The following is a 15,259-nucleotide window of genomic DNA, read 5'->3' as shown; positions in this document are numbered from 1 at the left end:
GCCTTGGACGAATCACTGCTGTCAACCTTGAGAACGAGCGATAGGGACTATGGATACTTCAAAAGATTTAGTGCGCACTTACCTACGGGAGATTGGCCGTGTGCCATTGCTCACCCACGAACAGGAAGTGATCTACGGCAAACAGGTGCAGCAGCTTACCGCCATGAACGAGATTCGCGAAAAGCTCGCGGCAGAACTCAACCGTGAACCTACCCGTGCTGAATGGGCCGCCGCCGCCAACATGAGTGAAGCAGAATTAGAGACAATTATCGAAAATGGCGAGCGCGCCAAACGCAAAATGGTGGAGGCCAACCTGCGGCTGGTGGTTTCGGTTGCCAAAAAGTACATCAAGCGCAATGTGGATCTGCTTGATCTAATCCAAGAGGGCACAATCGGGATGCAGCGGGGGGTAGAAAAATTTGACCCCACCAAGGGGTATCGTTTCTCCACCTATGCCTACTGGTGGATTCGCCAAGCCATTACACGGGCGATCGCTGAAAAGGGGCGCACGATCCGTCTGCCCATCCACATCACTGAAAAGCTGAACAAAATCAAAAAAGCCCAGCGACAACTGTCCCAACGCCTCGGTCGCGCTGCCACGATTAATGAACTGGCGGCAGAACTGGAATTAACCCCTGCCCAAGTGCGGGAATATCTCGAACGGGCGCGACAACCCCTCTCCCTTGATGTCCGTGTCGGCGATAATCAGGATACGGAGTTGGGGGAATTGCTCGAGGATCCGTCCATTTCACCGGAGGAGTTTGCCGCTCAATCCTCGTTGCGCAGTGACCTTGAACGGCTGATGGCGGATCTGACCCCGCAGCAACGCCATGTGCTCTCCCTACGCTTTGGTCTAGAAAACGGCCAGCCCCTCACCCTTGCCAAAGTGGGCGAACTGCTCAACATTAGTCGCGAGCGGGTGCGGCAAATTGAGCGGGAGGCCCTCAGCAAACTCCGCAAACGCCGCGGCGATATTCACGAGTACCTTGCCAGCTAGCCCATGCTCACTGACGAACAGCACCGCCAAAAAATGCAGCAGCGCAAAGCCGTGCAGGCGCAACGCCTCGCGGAGCGCACCCGTGAAAAAGGTCTCATTATTGTCCATACGGGCAACGGCAAGGGCAAAACCACAGCAGCCTTGGGCATGGTGCTGCGTTCCTTGGGGCATGGCTATCGCGTGGCAATTATTCAATTTATCAAGGGGGCGTGGGAGCCAGCGGAAAAAGCGGTTCTTAGCCATTGGTCAGACCAACTGGCCTTCCATGCGATGGGGGAGGGCTTTACATGGGAAACCCAAGACCGCCAGCGGGATATCGCCTGTGCCCAAGCGGCTTGGGAGCTGGGTCTGAGCTACATCACCAACCCCGAGTACCGCTTGGTACTGCTCGATGAAATTAATGTCGCCCTCCAGCTGGACTACTTAACTGTGGCACAGGTGCTCGAGGGACTTGCCCGCAAGCCAGAAATGACCCATGTGATTCTCACCGGACGCGGTGCTCCCCCAGCCCTGATTGACGCCGCAGATCTGGTGACGGAAATGACCCTTGTCAAGCATCCCTTTCGCGAACAGGGCGTTAAAGCCCAGCCGGGGATTGAATTCTAAAGCAGGAGTTCGCCAGCGAAAATCGTAACCGCCTGACCCAATAGCCGCAGGCGATCGCCCCTGTGGGGGTGAATTTTAATCACGCCCCCCCGCGCTGAGGCTTGATAGGCCAATAACTTGTCCTTCCCCAGTTTTGCTCGCCAGTAGGGATACAAGCTACAGTGCGCCGAGCCAGTGACCGGATCCTCAGGGATGCCCAGTTGGGGGGCAAAAAAACGGGAGACGATGTCATATTCCGCGCCATTGGCCTGGGCGGTCACAATCAATCCTCGGCAAGGCAGGCGGGCAATTTGGTCAAAATCGGGTTTCAACTGGGCTACAGCACTGGCATCGACCAGATCCACCAGCAGATCGCTGCCCGCTTGCCCCATAAATATGGGTGGTGTCCCGAGCGCTGCAATGATTGAGGCTTGCACCTGCTGATCCGCAAGGGGCATTACGGGCTGCTGCGGAAAATCAAGGGCGATCCAATCCCCAAGGCGCTGGGCACACAGGAGACCGCTGCGGGTGTGAAATTCTAGATCCCCTACCACCCCTTGATGCTGCCAGAGGACATGGGCTGTTGCGAGGGTGGCATGACCACAGAGATCCACTTCTGCCACAGGGGTAAACCAGCGCAGGTGAAAGCCACTGGCCAGCGGTACGACAAAAGCCGTTTCTGAAAGATTCATTTCGCGGGCGATCGCCGCCAAGGTTGCATCCTCAAAAAACGTCCCTAGGACACATACGGCCGCCGGGTTACCCCGAAAGGGTTCTTGGGTAAAGGCATCAACTTGGTACAGTGGTAGCGGCATCCGACCCCCGAAAACCGTAAAATCAATCCTGTAGATCGAGCAGAGGACAGACTGCGTGGAACGGACATTTCTAGCCATTAAGCCCGATGGCGTTCAGCGTGGGCTAGTGGGGACGATTATCCAACGATTTGAACAAAAAGGCTACACACTGGTCGGCCTCAAACTGATGCGGGTCAGCCGCGAATTGGCAGAGCAGCACTACGGCGAACACAAAGATAAGCCCTTCTTTCCGGGGCTAGTGAATTTCATTACCTCTGGACCGGTGGTGGCCATGGTCTGGGAAGGCCGGGGGGTGATTGCCAATGCCCGCAAACTGATTGGTGCCACTAATCCCCTCAATGCGGAGCCAGGAACGCTCCGGGGCGATTTTGCTGTAGATGTGGGACGGAATGTAATTCACGGCTCCGACAGTCCCGAAAATGCCGAGCGGGAAATCAATCTCTGGTTCCAGACGCAGGAACTGGTGCCTTGGGAGCCGGCCTTCACCTCTTGGGTGTATGAGATGTAGGTTCATGGGTTGACTTGGGAAGGGTTGGGGGGGTGTCTGGCTCCTCCACCTCCCGCTTGGAAAAGCCCCACGTAAAGCAAAGGGCAATCAGGCTAATCATCACCCAGTCCGAGGGTACCAGTTGGGGATTAATCACGCGAATGAGCAGCCGCAGACCCACCAGCATCACTGTGAAATAGCCCGCATCCTCAAGTCGAGGAAATTCTTTTAGCCAGCGGATAAATAGCTCCGCCATAAAGCGCAGCATAATCACGCCAATCGTGCCGCCGAGTAATACCAGCCAACGCTCATCCGACAGGGCGATCGCCGTTGTCACGCTATCGAGGGAAAAGGCCAAATCCGCTAAGGCCAATAGGGGGACTGCCTGCCAAAAAGAACGAATCACCCGCTCGTGTTCATGTTCTGGCTCGGTCGTAAAGAAAAAGTACTTTGCCGATAACCACAGCAGATAGAGTGCCCCCGCCAACTCAAACTGCCAGAACCGCAAGACCCAAGTCGCTGTGAAAATCAGGCCAATGCGAAAAACGTAAGAAATGGCCAGTCCCAGATTGAGTGCCCGCCGTTGTGCATCTAAGTCTTCGATGCCTCGTACCAAGGCCGCTAGGGCGATCGCATTGTCCGCTGAGAGAACCGCTTCGAGTGCCAACAACACCACAAGTAACAACAGGGTATCCAGTCCCCAGTTGGGCGAGAGTTCCAATAGTTCATCAATCATCGGGTGAGGGAAGTTCTCCAGATTTTTGGCTGCTTATATTTATCGTCGCACAGGAGCGGTACAGCCCTTTTCCCAAAGATGGAACACCCTCAAACCCAGACGTAGGCGCAACCAAAAATGCTAGTGACCTGACCGTTGGGCTGACGGTAGGCCTTACGCACATCCAGTCAGCGGACAAGCGATTCCCCTTTGGTTCTGGTGTGCATAGTCCTGCATCCTGTCGCATTTTCACCGTTAACCTATCACGAGGACTGAAATCTTGGGGAGCCAAGGGGGTGAACATTCTTGGATCGCTCGCTTTACCAAGGTGGCGATGATTGAGCAAAAGACAGTCTTCGCTGGGGCACAATTCAGAATTGTCGTTGACGTTGCAGGAATTCTACGTTGCTATGGGACTCGTTAACAATACGCTAAAAGCGGCAGGCAAGCTCGATCCGCTTTCTTTAACGCTGTGCATCGTTGGCTCTCGCAAAATCTATCATGAGGATGATTATGCCCAATCTCCATGGCATATCTTTGCCCCCAATCTCAGAATTTATGGTTTTGATGCGGATGCCGACGCCTGTGATCAGGCCAATACCGCCTTAGCCGCCCAAGGAATTACGTGGTTTGAGCGTCACTATCCGCTGACGTTGGGCAAAGAGGTGGGAGAATCAACCCTTTACATTACCAACGCCATTCATTGCAGTTCTTTATATCCACCAAATTTGAGCTACACATCGCGATTTCAAGGATTTAATCCTGGCTTGGATGTAGCGGCAAGTGTTCAGGTGGAAACAACCACCCTTGACGCATTTGCCCAAGCTGAAGGCCTTGAGAGCGTAGATGTCCTGCAAGTGGATGTCCAAGGTGCAGATCTAGATGTGTTGCAAGGCGGTGAGCGGCTTCTGGCAGCCAGTACTTTAGCAATCATAGTTGAAGTTGAGTTTTCGGAGGTTTACAGAGGGCAACCCCTCTTTGGGGATATTGATGCATATTTGCGCGCTCAAGGCTTTGTGCTCTTTGACCTACTCACCAATGATGGTTGGTGCCGATTACCGCGCTACGTTTCCCCATTTCACTCCCAACGGCGAGGGGGTCAACTGCTATGGGCCGATGCAATTTACCTGCGGGATTTGCTCAATGAGAGTCAACAGCAGCAAAACCAGCACCTACAGAGCCCTAGCCACTTGCTAAAACTGGCGGCAATTGCTGATGCACTGGACTTTCCTGATTATGCGCTGGAAGTTTTAACGCAACTGACGCTTCGCTATGGCAAAATCCCTCAGTGGAACTGCCGCAAAGAAATTTGCGCTATTTTGGAACAGGTTCAGCCCCTGCTCGGCACAGATATTGCCAAGCTGCCAATTTCAAAGCTGCTGTCTGAGCCAACAACCTAGCCTTGGGGCAAAAGGCGACGGCTAAACTGCTGAATTTCCTCGCGAATCCCTCGCGGCAATTGGCTCTGTTTGGCTAGGGCTTGCTGGAAATATTGCTGTGCCTGCGATCGGTTGCCACTGGCGGCCAAAATTTGCGCTTTCAGATAAAGGAGTTCTGGATTGTTGGGGGCAACTGCCAAGGCTTGATCAACCGCGTTTAAGGCTTGCGGCCATTGCTTGCGATCGCGATAGGCCAAGGCCAAGCCGCGGTAACTCAAGTAATTGGGAGCGGCGTAGGTTTGCAGGGTTTGAATGGCCCGATCCATGCTGACAAAGCCCACATTACTGGCAATACCCCACTCCATAAAGCCACGAACAAGATTCAATTCCGGATCGCGAGGATTGACAGCTTCGGCTCGCCCCACATGATCGAGAACCCGCTGTACCCGCAACAGAGCGGCAGGGGCACCAGCCACAGGCCCCGATCCGGCATCGGAAATTTCATAGCCGGCCATCAGGAAATGCCCCACGGCTTGATAGAGATTTCCCCTCAGGCGATCGCGGCTCGTGAGGGCTTGGGCAGCGCGCAGGGTCTCCTCAGCGTAGCGTTTGTACCCTGCCCAATCCTCATTGAGATAGGCAATGGCAGCAGCCAAGGTCAGGGTTAGGGGTTCTTGGCGATCGCGCTCCAAGGCCGCCGGCAGTAACTCTTTACCTTTGACATAGTTGCCATCGCGAAAGAGGGCAACAAAGACAGCTTCCGTTTGATCGGAAATGGGTCGTGCTTGAGCGCCCGTACGGAAAGGATCCCCAGCAAGGGCAGCGGTACTCAGTACCCAGGGGGCGATCGCTCCACTAAGATAGAGAGCAAAGCGTTGCCACAGGCGCAGTTGACGTGTTTGCACGGTCGTTACCTCCGGAGTCTGCATCTTGTTTTCGGTTCACCATCTCAGCTACCACCCCGCCGCCACCCCTCAGCCCATTTTGCGGGACATTAATTTAGACTTGGGTATGGCTGAACTGGGATTAATTATCGGACCCAGTGGATCCGGCAAAACCACCCTACTAGAGATTTTAGCGGGCTTGGCCACCCCCAGTCGGGGAATCATTCGATGGCAGGATCAGGTTCTCACACCCGATCATTTACAACAGTTGGCCGGATTGGTCTTTCAGTTCCCAGATCGCTACTTCTGTGGCAGTACTATTCTCGAAGAGCTACGCTTTGGCCACCCAGAAATTCCCTACGAAAACTTTTACCGCGCCCTTGCCGATGTGGGTCTCGATCATTTGCCTTTGCACACCCGCCCCGAATCCTTGAGTGGTGGTCAGCAGCGTCGTCTCGCGCTTGCTGTGCAACTAGTGCGCCAACCCTACCTGCTCTTGCTCGATGAACCGACGGCAGGTCTGGATTGGTCAATGCGCCGCCAATTGGTACAGGTGCTGCGCCGCCTCAAGGAACACTGGAGCCTGCTTGTGGTCACCCATGAGGCCACTGAATTGCGAGAGATTAGCGATCGCACGTGGCGATTGGAAAACGGTTGTCTAGTGCCCTTGATTTCCCAGCGATCCAGTCCTGTAATAAGTTTTAATACTTAGGTAGCAATACTTTGCAATTTGTTACCACAGAACCGCAAAGTCGCTTGCCAGCTTGATTTTCTGCTACAACCACAAAAGGTATATCCCCCTTGGGGTTTGGTCTCGATCGTTACAAGGAGTTTGAACGCATGTTCACCCACGTCAAGTCCACGATTCGGCATATCGCGCCAGCGGCGTTAAATGGGCGATCGCTGTTGCGAGTGGTGTATGTGGTACTTGAAGCCCAATACCAGAGCGCGCTGTCGGCAGCGGTTCGCAGCATTAACGATACCCATCCACAGGTGGCCATTGAAATCAGTGGCTATCTCCTTGAGGAACTGCGCAATCCCGAAAACTATGCCGCCTTCTGTGAGGACGTGGCGCGGGCAAATGTGTTTATCGCCTCCCTGATTTTCATTGAGGACTTAGCGGATAAGGTGGTCGAGGCGGTTCAGCCCTATCGCGATCGCTTGGATGTAGCGGTTGTCTTCCCCTCGCTGCCCCAAGTGATGCGCCTCAACAAAATGGGCAGCTTTTCCTTGGCTCAGATTGGCCAATCCAAGAGCGTCATTGCCAACTTCATGAAAAAGCGCAAGGAGAAGTCAGGTGCCGGCTTCCAAGATGCCATGCTCAAACTCCTGCGAACCCTGCCCCAAGTGCTGAAGTACCTCCCCATTGACAAGGCTCAGGATGCCCGCAACTTCATGCTCAGCTTCCAGTATTGGCTGGGCGGGTCGCCAGAGAACCTAGAAAACTTCCTCCTCATGCTGGCCGATCGCTACGTCTTCAAAGGTCAGCCAAACAGCAACCTCAGCTACCAAGAACCGGTCACCTACCCCGACACCGGTATTTGGCACCCCCTTGCACCGCAAATGTTTGAGGATCTTAAGGAGTACCTCAACTGGTTCAACAGTCGCCGCGATATTGGCGCTGATCTCAAAGACCCTCTCGTGCCCACCATTGGCCTGCTGTTGCAGCGTACCCACCTTGTCACCGGTGATGACGCTCACTATGTCGCCATTGTGCAAGAGTTTGAATCCCAAGGGGCGCGGGTGATTCCCGTCTTCTCTGGTGGGCTGGACTTTTCGACGCCCCTAGAAAAATTTTTCTACGATCCCGTCAACCCTGAGAAACCCATTGTTGATACCGTTGTCTCTCTCACGGGATTCGCCCTTGTGGGGGGGCCTGCCAAGCAGGATCATCCCAAAGCTGTGGCGGCACTGAAAAAACTCAACCGTCCCTACATGGTGGCACTGCCCTTGGTGTTTCAAACCACTGAGGAATGGGAAGACAGCGATCTGGGGCTGCACCCGATTCAAGTGGCGCTGCAAATTGCTCTACCGGAACTGGATGGTGCCATTGAGCCAATTATTCTTTCCGGTCGCGATGGCATGACCGGTAAGGCGATCGCCCTCCAAGACCGCGTCGAAACGATCGTACAGCGGGCACTGAAGTGGGCCAATCTGCGCCGCAAACCCAAGGTGCAAAAGAAAGTCGCCATCACCATCTTTAGCTTCCCGCCGGATAAAGGCAATGTTGGCACCGCCGCCTACTTGGATGTCTTTGGCTCCATCTACAAAGTCATGGAAGCCCTGAAAAACAACGGCTATGACGTGCAGGACATGCCCGAGAGTGCCGAAGCCCTGATGCAGGAAATTCTCCACGATGCCCGTGCCCAAGTGGGGAGTCCTGAACTCAACATTGCCTACCGCATGAGCGTGCCGGAATACGAGCGCCTCACCCCCTACGCCAAGCGCCTTGAAGAAAACTGGGGCAAACCGCCAGGGCACCTGAACAGTGACGGCCAAAACCTGCTCATCTACGGCAAAGCCTACGGCAACGTCTTTATTGGCGTGCAGCCCACCTTTGGCTACGAAGGGGATCCCATGCGGCTGCTCTTTTCTCGCTCTGCCAGTCCCCACCACGGCTTTGCTGCCTATTACACCTTCCTCAACCACATTTGGCAGGCGGATGCAGTGCTCCACTTTGGCACCCACGGTTCTTTGGAGTTCATGCCGGGCAAACAGATGGGCATGTCTGGGGATTGCTACCCCGATAATCTCATTGGCTGTATTCCCAACCTCTACTACTACGCTGCCAATAACCCCTCCGAAGCCACCATTGCCAAACGCCGCAGCTATGCCAACACGATTAGTTACCTCACGCCCCCCGCGGAAAATGCCGGCCTCTACAAAGGGCTGCGGGAACTCAGCGATCTCATTGGTTCCTACCAAACCCTGAAAGATAGCGGTCGGGGGGTTCAGATTGTCAACACGATCATGGACAAGTGCCGCCTAGTCAATCTCGATCAGGATGTGGCTCTCCCCGCTAAGGACGCGGCAGATCTCACTGCCGAGGAGCGCGATACCCTCGTGGGCAAGGTCTATATCAAGCTGATGGAAATTGAAAGCCGCCTCCTGCCCTGTGGCCTGCACGTAATTGGCAAACCGCCGACAACGGAAGAAGCAGTGGCTACCTTGGTCAATATTGCCAGCTTGGATCGCTCTGAGGACGGCATTAAGAGCTTGCCCAGGCTCATTGCCGAGAGTCTAGGGCGGGACATTGATGAGATTTATCAAAATAGCGATCGCGGGGTACTGGCGGATGTTGAACTGCTGCGCCAGATTAACGAGGCGACCCGTGCTGCCGTCAGTGCCCTCGTCCAAGCCCAAGCCGATGCCGAGGGTCGTGTGTCGCGGGTCTCGAAGCTGAACTTCTTTAACATGGGGCGCAAAGAGCCGTGGATTGAATCCCTCCATGGTGCAGGCTATACCCAAGTGGATGCCGCTGCCCTCAAGCCCCTGATGGAATACCTCGAATTCTGTTTACAGCAGATTGTGGCCGACAATGAACTGGGGGCACTGCTGCAAGCCCTTGAAGGCGAGTACATTCTCCCCGGCCCCGGTGGCGATCCAATTCGCAATCCTGAGGTCTTGCCAACGGGCAAAAATATCCACGCCTTGGATCCCCAAGCCATTCCCACTGCCGCTGCTGTGCAGTCTGCCAAAGTTGTGGTCGATCGCCTTCTAGCGCGGCAAAAAGCGGAAAACAACAACCAATGGCCAGAAACCATCGCCATGGTGCTCTGGGGCACAGATAATATCAAAACCTATGGCGAGTCCCTTGCTCAAGTGCTCTGGCTAGTGGGGGCACGTCCTTTACCCGATTCCTTGGGACGGGTCAACAAAGTGGAACTCATCCCCCTAGAAGAGCTGGGGCGGCCACGCATTGATGTTGTCGTCAACTGTTCTGGGGTCTTCCGCGATCTCTTTATCAACCAGATGGCGCTCATTGACCGTGCCATCAAGATGGCTGCCGAAGCCGATGAACCCCTTGAGCTAAACTTTATCCGCAAGCACGCCCTGCAACAGGCTTCAGAATTGGGGATTGACCTGCGCCAAGCGGCCACACGGGTCTTCACCAATGCCTCCGGTTCCTACGCGGCGAATGTCAACCTAGCGGTGGAAAATAGCTCTTGGGAGCAGGAGTCGGAACTTCAGGATATGTATCTCTCCCGTAAGTCCTTTGCCTTCTCGGCAGATTCTCCGGGGACGATGCAGCAGGCGCGGGATTTGTTTGAAACCGCCCTCAAAACCGTGGATGTAACCTTCCAGAATCTCGACTCCTCAGAAATTAGCCTCACCGATGTCAGCCACTACTTTGACTCAGATCCGACCAAGCTGGTGGCGGCACTGCGCAGCGATGGCAAGCAACCCAAGGCCTATATTGCCGATACCACCACAGCCAATGCCCAAGTGCGGACGCTCTCGGAAACCGTTCGCCTCGACAGCCGAACCAAGCTCCTGAATCCCAAGTGGTATGAAGGGATGCTCTCCCACGGCTACGAAGGGGTGCGCGAGATCTCGAAGCGACTAGTCAACACAATGGGCTGGTCGGCCACCGCAGGAGCTGTGGATAACTGGGTTTATGAGGAGGCGAATGCCACGTTTATTCTCGATGAGCAGATGCGGCAGCGGCTTCTGAATACCAACCCCCACTCCTTCCGCAAAATGGTGAGCACCTTCCTCGAACTTCACGGACGCGGCTATTGGCAGACCAGTGAAGCCAATCTGGAACTGCTGCGGCAACTCTATCAAGAGGTCGAGGACAAGATTGAGGGCGTTGAGTAAACAACGTGAATAGCATGGGGGAAGCTCTTCCCCCTTTTTATTTGGACGCCGATGTGATCGGAACCCACCCTGCTCCTTAAGCGTCAGACCCCGCAGTACGTTTTTTCTGTGGAGGAGTTGACGATGTTGAAGACACTTCAAGTCGTTGGCCTATCGTCCTTGACTGGTTTGGCGGTTCTTTCCTTTGTGGATACCGCCGCGGCTCAACTGAATGTCAACGTGAATCTTGGTGGTTCCCGTCAGCCGGTGTATGTGGTGCCCAGTCCCTCTAGCCAACCCGTCTATGTGGTGCCTACCCCTCAAACACAACCCGTGTATGTGGTACAGCCAAGAGTGGTTAGTGTTCCGCCAGCCTCCCCGCGATCGCGCCATCACCGCAAAAAGCCCCATCGCAATCAACCGCAGTATGTGATTCCCGCGAATCCGAGTGGGGTGCTGATCACGTTTTAAGAATTCCAGTCAGAATCGCCGCCCCTTCTGCTAAGATGGATTACACATCAGTATTCCGACCGATTTATCGTAGATTGATGGCAGAATGGTCAATTGGCGGCGTTTTAGGGTTTGGTTGAGCTTGTTCTTACTAGCGGTAGGTCTCAGTGGTCTCACCGCTGCTTGTCAATTTCAGGCCACTCTGCCCGATGGTCGCCCTGCTCAGGTGAATCTAACGCTTTCTTCGTTCTCGGTCACTAAAAAAGCGCACGAGGCTATTATGCCCCTGTTTGCTGCTCAATGGGAACAGGAACATCAACAAAAAGTGCGCTTCCGAACGAGTTATGGTCCCTCGGGCAGTCAGTCACGGGCGGTGATTGATGGCCTAGAAGCCGATATTGTCCACTTGTCCCTTGCTTTAGATGTCGATCGCATTGCCAAAGCAGGGTTAATTCGCCCCGATTGGGCTAGCCAAGCCCCCCACAACAGCATTGTCACCACTTCTGTCGGTGCCCTGATTACCCGTGACGGCAACCCGAAAAATCTGCAAACATGGCAGGATCTCACCCGTGAGGGGGTGACATTTGTGACTGCCGATCCCAAAACCTCTGGCGCGGCTCGCTGGAACTTCCTTGCGCTGTGGGGATCGGTCACGGAAACAGGGGGAACGTTTGATCAGGCGCGGCAGTTTGTGACTGAAGCCTTTCGCCATGTGGCTGCTCTCCCCCGCGATAGTCGTGAAGCCACTGATGCCTTTTTGAAACAGGGACAGGGGGATGCCCTGATCAACTATGAAAATGAAGTGATCTTGGCTCGCCAAAAGGGCAAGACCCTTTCCTATATCCTTCCTCCTGTGAATATCCTGATTGAAAACCCGATCGCCCTTGTGGATCAATACGTGGATAAACATGGCACACGGGAGGTAGCACAGGCCTATATTGACTTTCTCTATACTCCCCAAGCTCAGGAGATCTTTGCCCAATATGGTTTTCGACCCGTGGATGCCACCGTCCTTGCCGCTCATCAGCAGACGTTTCCACCCGTGCCCACCCTCTTTACCGTGGCAGATTTAGGGGGCTGGGAGAAGGTGCAAGCCCAATTTTTCGCTAATGGCGCCCTGTTTGATCAAATTCAGCAGGAGAATCAAGCCTGATGACCGCTACCCACCCCATTTCGCCGTCACTCTCTCCTCAGAAACAGCGCTGGCAGTTTCCTTGGGTTTGGAGAATCACGGTCTTTTACTTACTCGTGATGCTGGCTGTACCCATTGCTGCCCTCTTGAGCCGTGCCAGTAGTGCTGGGCCACTGCATTTTTGGCAGGTGGCAACGCGGGCGATCGCCCTGTCGGCCTATGAAGTCACGTTTGTGACTGCCCTCATCGCAGCGCTGATCAATGGCGTCTTTGGTACCCTGATTGCTTGGGTGCTGGTGCGCTATTCCTTTCCGGGGAAGCGCTTCTTTGATGCTGTCGTGGATCTACCTTTTGCATTGCCAACGGCGGTGGCGGGTCTCACCCTCGCAACGGTCTATAGCGAAAATGGCTGGATTGGTAGCTTACTAGCGCCCTTCGGAATCAGAATTGCCTTCAGCCGCTGGGGGGTGGCGGTGGCGATGCTCTTTATTTCCTTACCCTTCGTGATTCGCACGGTGCAGCCCGTCCTCACCGAAATGGAAAAGGATGTGGAGGAGGCAGCATGGTCGCTGGGTGCTACTCATGGGCAGACCTTTTGGCGAGTGATTTTGCCACCTTTGATGCCCGCTATTCTCACAGGCGTTGCCCTAGGCTTCTCACGGGCAGTGGGGGAATTTGGCTCAATTGTGATTATTTCCTCCAACACTCCTTTTCGGGACTTGATTGCCTCAGTGCTGGTGTTTCAGAGCTTAGAGCAGTATGACTATGAGGCAGCAACCATTATTGGTACGGTGATGCTCTTGGTATCCCTAGCGATTTTATTTCTGATTAATCTGCTGCAAGCGTGGGGGCGGCGCTATGCGGAGCGTTAAACCCTCGCCCACCCAAGAAAAGCCATGGCTACATGCCCTTTTGATTGTTATTGCCATCGCCTACTTAGCCCTTGTGCTTTTGCTGCCGGCGGCCAATGTCCTTTTCCAAGCCTTTCACAAGGGAGTCATGCCCTTTCTGGAAAATTTGCTGGAGCCGGATTTTCTGCATGCGGTGTGGCTGACCTTTGCCCTTGCCTTGGTGGTGGTGCCCTTAAACACGATCTTTGGTCTCTGTGCCGCTTGGGCGATCGCCCGCCATCGCTTTGTGGGACGCACCCTTTTACTGAGCATTATTGACCTACCTTTTTCCATCTCCCCCGTTGTTGCCGGACTGATGCTGGTACTGGTCTATGGCCGCAATGGCTGGTTCGGGGGCTGGCTGCAAGCTTTAGATATTCGCGTTATTTTCTCTTTTCCGGGGATGGTGCTGGCAACAGCCTTTGTGAGTTTGCCCTTTGTGGCGCGAGAAGTCATCCCTGTCCTAGAAGAAATCGGCACCGAGCAGGAGGAAGCCGCAAAAACCCTAGGCGCCAATGAGTGGCAAACCTTTTGGCGAGTCACCCTGCCCAATATCCGCTGGGGGCTGCTCTATGGGGTCTTGTTGACCAATGCGCGAGCGATGGGGGAGTTTGGCGCTGTGGCAGTGGTCTCTGGCAATGTGGCGGGTCTGACGCAAACCCTGCCCCTCTTTGTGGAGGATGCCTACAAAAACTACAATACGGAGTCCGCCTATGCGGCAGCGGTGATCCTTGGCTTGCTAGCGCTTGTGACGCTCGTGGTTAAGGAAATTTTGGAGCGGAAAACAGGGATCAAGCCCAATCCCTAGGAGGTGCCGAGGACGCGCAAAATCGAGGGCACGGCTTCAATATCGGTCATTTGGGCAATCTCGGCCATAGCTTGACGAAACTCCCCTTCGCGCACATGGTGGGTGACAATCACAATTTCTGCCAGTTCATTGTGGCTGCCAATTTGCACAAGGGATTCCAAGCTAACATTGTGGTTGCCAAAACAGGTACCCAGTTTCCCTAGGACTCCCGGATGATCTTGGGCATGGACACGGGCATAGAAACGACTATCCACCTCCGCCATCGGTAGCAGCGGCATAAACTGATCGTGCTGGCAGGTGAGCAAGGGATGGCTGGCACGTCCTTGGGGGAGAAGGGCGGCAATGTTGATTAAATCCGCCACGACGGCACTGGCGGTTGCCCCTGCACCGGCACCGGGACCATAGAACATTACCTGTCCCAAAGGCTCTGCCTCTAGGAGAATGGCATTAAAGACGCCATTGACGCCGGCAAGGGGGTGCTCAAGGGGCACGAGCGTCGGATGAACGCGCACCTCTAGGGGCTGGCCACTGAGCTGGCGGGCGATCGCCAGCAGTTTAATGCGAAATCCGAGTTTTTCCGCATAGGCAATATCTACCGCCGTGATCCCACGAATGCCCTCGCAATACACTTCCTCGCGGCGAATCCGCCCCCCAAAGGCAAGGCTGGCCAGAATGGCAATTTTATCCGCGGCATCCCATCCCTCAATGTCAGCACTGGGATCGGCTTCGGCATACCCTAGGCGTTGGGCATCGGCAAGGATGGGGGCAAAATCCCCCTGTTCCTGCTGCATGCGGGTCAGGATGTAGTTGGTGGTGCCATTGAGAATGCCGCTGACACTGTGGATACGATTGGCACCTAGGCTCTGTTTCAGGGCTTGAATGACAGGAATGCCACCGGCCACGGCCGCTTCGAGCATCACATAGACCCCTTGGGCATTGGCGGCATCAAAAATTTCAGCACCATGACGGGCAATGACGGCCTTGTTGGCGGTGACAATGTGCTTGCCGTGGGCAATGGCTTTGAGGATGAGCGATCGCGCCGGTTCAATGCCGCCGAGGACTTCCACCACAATGTCAATCTCAGGATGAGTCACAATGCGTTCTAAGTCAGTGGTCAGGAGCTTGGGATCAAGGGCAACAGCACGGGGCTTATGGATATCCCGTACCCCCACTTGGGCGATCGCCAGTTCCTTGATCAGCGGGTGGCGCCCCGCTGGATCCGCCAAAATTTGCGCCACACCGCCACCAACAGTGCCCAACCCTAGTAAACCAATGTGATACATCAGACCCGTCCTATTGCACTGTTCCTATTATCAG

14 protein-coding genes are annotated in these 15,259 nt (G+C 54.7%); 10 read left to right on the top strand and 4 right to left on the bottom strand.

All coding sequences use genetic code 11. The features are described 5' to 3' along the window. Window positions 1-49 precede the first annotated feature (49 nt). Both RHJ02_RS12475 and cobO read left to right on the top strand, forming a co-directional pair. Window positions 50-997: an RNA polymerase sigma factor, RpoD/SigA family gene (locus tag RHJ02_RS12475; protein WP_302677368.1), complete on the top strand. Its 948-nt coding sequence runs from the start codon at window positions 50-52 to the stop codon at window positions 995-997. A gap of 3 nt (window positions 998-1,000) precedes the next feature. Beyond that, window positions 1,001-1,603, top strand: a complete 603-nt coding sequence (gene cobO, locus RHJ02_RS12470; protein ID WP_206200433.1) for a cob(I)yrinic acid a,c-diamide adenosyltransferase — start codon at window positions 1,001-1,003, stop codon at window positions 1,601-1,603. On the opposite strand, the gene RHJ02_RS12465 is transcribed toward cobO, so the two are convergent. Continuing rightward, on the bottom strand, window positions 1,600-2,397 hold the full coding sequence (locus RHJ02_RS12465; RefSeq protein ID WP_225901590.1) for a PhzF family phenazine biosynthesis protein: 798 nt from the start codon (window positions 2,395-2,397) through the stop codon (window positions 1,600-1,602). The two genes, cobO and RHJ02_RS12465, sit on opposite strands and share 4 nt — an antisense overlap. A gap of 55 nt (window positions 2,398-2,452) precedes the next feature. Here RHJ02_RS12465 and ndk point away from each other — a divergent pair, with 55 nt between their 5' ends. Next, complete coding sequence (ndk, locus tag RHJ02_RS12460) at window positions 2,453-2,905, top strand: nucleoside-diphosphate kinase (RefSeq protein WP_206200431.1); 453 nt, start codon at window positions 2,453-2,455, stop codon at window positions 2,903-2,905. Here ndk and RHJ02_RS12455 read toward each other — a convergent pair. After that, window positions 2,880-3,620, bottom strand: coding sequence for a TerC family protein (locus tag RHJ02_RS12455; protein WP_206200430.1), 741 nt, complete (start codon window positions 3,618-3,620; stop codon window positions 2,880-2,882). The two genes, ndk and RHJ02_RS12455, sit on opposite strands and share 26 nt — an antisense overlap. Window positions 3,621-4,009: 389 nt before the next feature. Here RHJ02_RS12455 and RHJ02_RS12450 point away from each other — a divergent pair, with 389 nt between their 5' ends. Beyond that, window positions 4,010-4,999, top strand: a complete 990-nt coding sequence (locus RHJ02_RS12450; protein ID WP_302678455.1) for an FkbM family methyltransferase — start codon at window positions 4,010-4,012, stop codon at window positions 4,997-4,999. On the opposite strand, the gene RHJ02_RS12445 is transcribed toward RHJ02_RS12450, so the two are convergent. Next, entirely contained in the window at window positions 4,996-5,883 is an 888-nt protein-coding gene (locus tag RHJ02_RS12445) for a Sll0314/Alr1548 family TPR repeat-containing protein (RefSeq protein ID WP_225901589.1), read from the bottom strand. The two genes, RHJ02_RS12450 and RHJ02_RS12445, sit on opposite strands and share 4 nt — an antisense overlap. A 25-nt stretch (window positions 5,884-5,908) precedes the next feature. Between RHJ02_RS12445 and RHJ02_RS12440 the strand changes: the two genes are divergently transcribed. From RHJ02_RS12440 to cysW, 6 genes are all read left to right on the top strand, one after another. Then, entirely contained in the window at window positions 5,909-6,574 is a 666-nt protein-coding gene (locus RHJ02_RS12440) for an ABC transporter ATP-binding protein (protein ID WP_206200427.1), read from the top strand. Between the two features lie 128 nt (window positions 6,575-6,702). After that, window positions 6,703-10,683 carry a magnesium chelatase subunit H gene (locus RHJ02_RS12435; protein ID WP_310800281.1) on the top strand — a complete coding sequence of 1,327 codons (3,981 nt, stop codon included), beginning with the start codon at window positions 6,703-6,705 and terminating at the stop codon, window positions 10,681-10,683. A gap of 123 nt (window positions 10,684-10,806) precedes the next feature. Next, on the top strand, window positions 10,807-11,133 hold the full coding sequence (locus RHJ02_RS12430; RefSeq protein WP_190278112.1) for a hypothetical protein: 327 nt from the start codon (window positions 10,807-10,809) through the stop codon (window positions 11,131-11,133). 115 nt (window positions 11,134-11,248) lie between these two features. Continuing rightward, window positions 11,249-12,265: a sulfate ABC transporter substrate-binding protein gene (locus tag RHJ02_RS12425; protein ID WP_255521469.1), complete on the top strand. Its 1,017-nt coding sequence runs from the start codon at window positions 11,249-11,251 to the stop codon at window positions 12,263-12,265. Beyond that, window positions 12,265-13,116: a sulfate ABC transporter permease subunit CysT gene (cysT, locus tag RHJ02_RS12420; RefSeq protein WP_206200424.1), complete on the top strand. Its 852-nt coding sequence runs from the start codon at window positions 12,265-12,267 to the stop codon at window positions 13,114-13,116. Before RHJ02_RS12425 ends, cysT begins: the two co-directional genes overlap by 1 nt. Continuing rightward, window positions 13,103-13,942: a sulfate ABC transporter permease subunit CysW gene (gene cysW, locus RHJ02_RS12415; RefSeq protein WP_302678453.1), complete on the top strand. Its 840-nt coding sequence runs from the start codon at window positions 13,103-13,105 to the stop codon at window positions 13,940-13,942. Before cysT ends, cysW begins: the two co-directional genes overlap by 14 nt. On the opposite strand, the gene RHJ02_RS12410 is transcribed toward cysW, so the two are convergent. After that, a complete protein-coding gene (locus tag RHJ02_RS12410) occupies window positions 13,939-15,225 on the bottom strand; it encodes a homoserine dehydrogenase (protein ID WP_255521468.1) in 1,287 nt (428 codons plus the stop codon). The two genes, cysW and RHJ02_RS12410, sit on opposite strands and share 4 nt — an antisense overlap. Window positions 15,226-15,259: the final 34 nt, after the last annotated feature.

The sequence above is a fragment of the Thermosynechococcus sp. TG215 genome (assembly GCF_031583455.1).
Lineage (GTDB): Bacteria > Cyanobacteriota > Cyanobacteriia > Thermosynechococcales > Thermosynechococcaceae > Thermosynechococcus.
The sequence above is the reverse complement of the archived record's forward strand: the minus strand, read 5'-3'. Positions and strand labels throughout refer to the sequence as shown.

Bases quoted from the DNA above. Each gene is read 5' to 3' on its own strand.
- RHJ02_RS12475 (WP_302677368.1), top strand. From the start codon at position 50: ATGGATACTTCAAAAGATTTAGTGCGCACTTACCTACGGGAGATTGGC.
- RHJ02_RS12450 (WP_302678455.1), top strand. From the start codon at position 4,010: ATGGGACTCGTTAACAATACGCTAAAAGCGGCAGGCAAGCTCGATCCG.
- RHJ02_RS12410 (WP_255521468.1), bottom strand. From the start codon at position 15,225: ATGTATCACATTGGTTTACTAGGGTTGGGCACTGTTGGTGGCGGTGTG.
- RHJ02_RS12435 (WP_310800281.1), top strand. From the start codon at position 6,703: ATGTTCACCCACGTCAAGTCCACGATTCGGCATATCGCGCCAGCGGCG.
- cysW (WP_302678453.1), top strand. From the start codon at position 13,103: ATGCGGAGCGTTAAACCCTCGCCCACCCAAGAAAAGCCATGGCTACAT.
- cobO (WP_206200433.1), top strand. From the start codon at position 1,001: ATGCTCACTGACGAACAGCACCGCCAAAAAATGCAGCAGCGCAAAGCC.
- RHJ02_RS12430 (WP_190278112.1), top strand. From the start codon at position 10,807: ATGTTGAAGACACTTCAAGTCGTTGGCCTATCGTCCTTGACTGGTTTG.
- RHJ02_RS12455 (WP_206200430.1), bottom strand. From the start codon at position 3,620: ATGATTGATGAACTATTGGAACTCTCGCCCAACTGGGGACTGGATACC.
- RHJ02_RS12465 (WP_225901590.1), bottom strand. From the start codon at position 2,397: ATGCCGCTACCACTGTACCAAGTTGATGCCTTTACCCAAGAACCCTTT.
- cysT (WP_206200424.1), top strand. From the start codon at position 12,265: ATGACCGCTACCCACCCCATTTCGCCGTCACTCTCTCCTCAGAAACAG.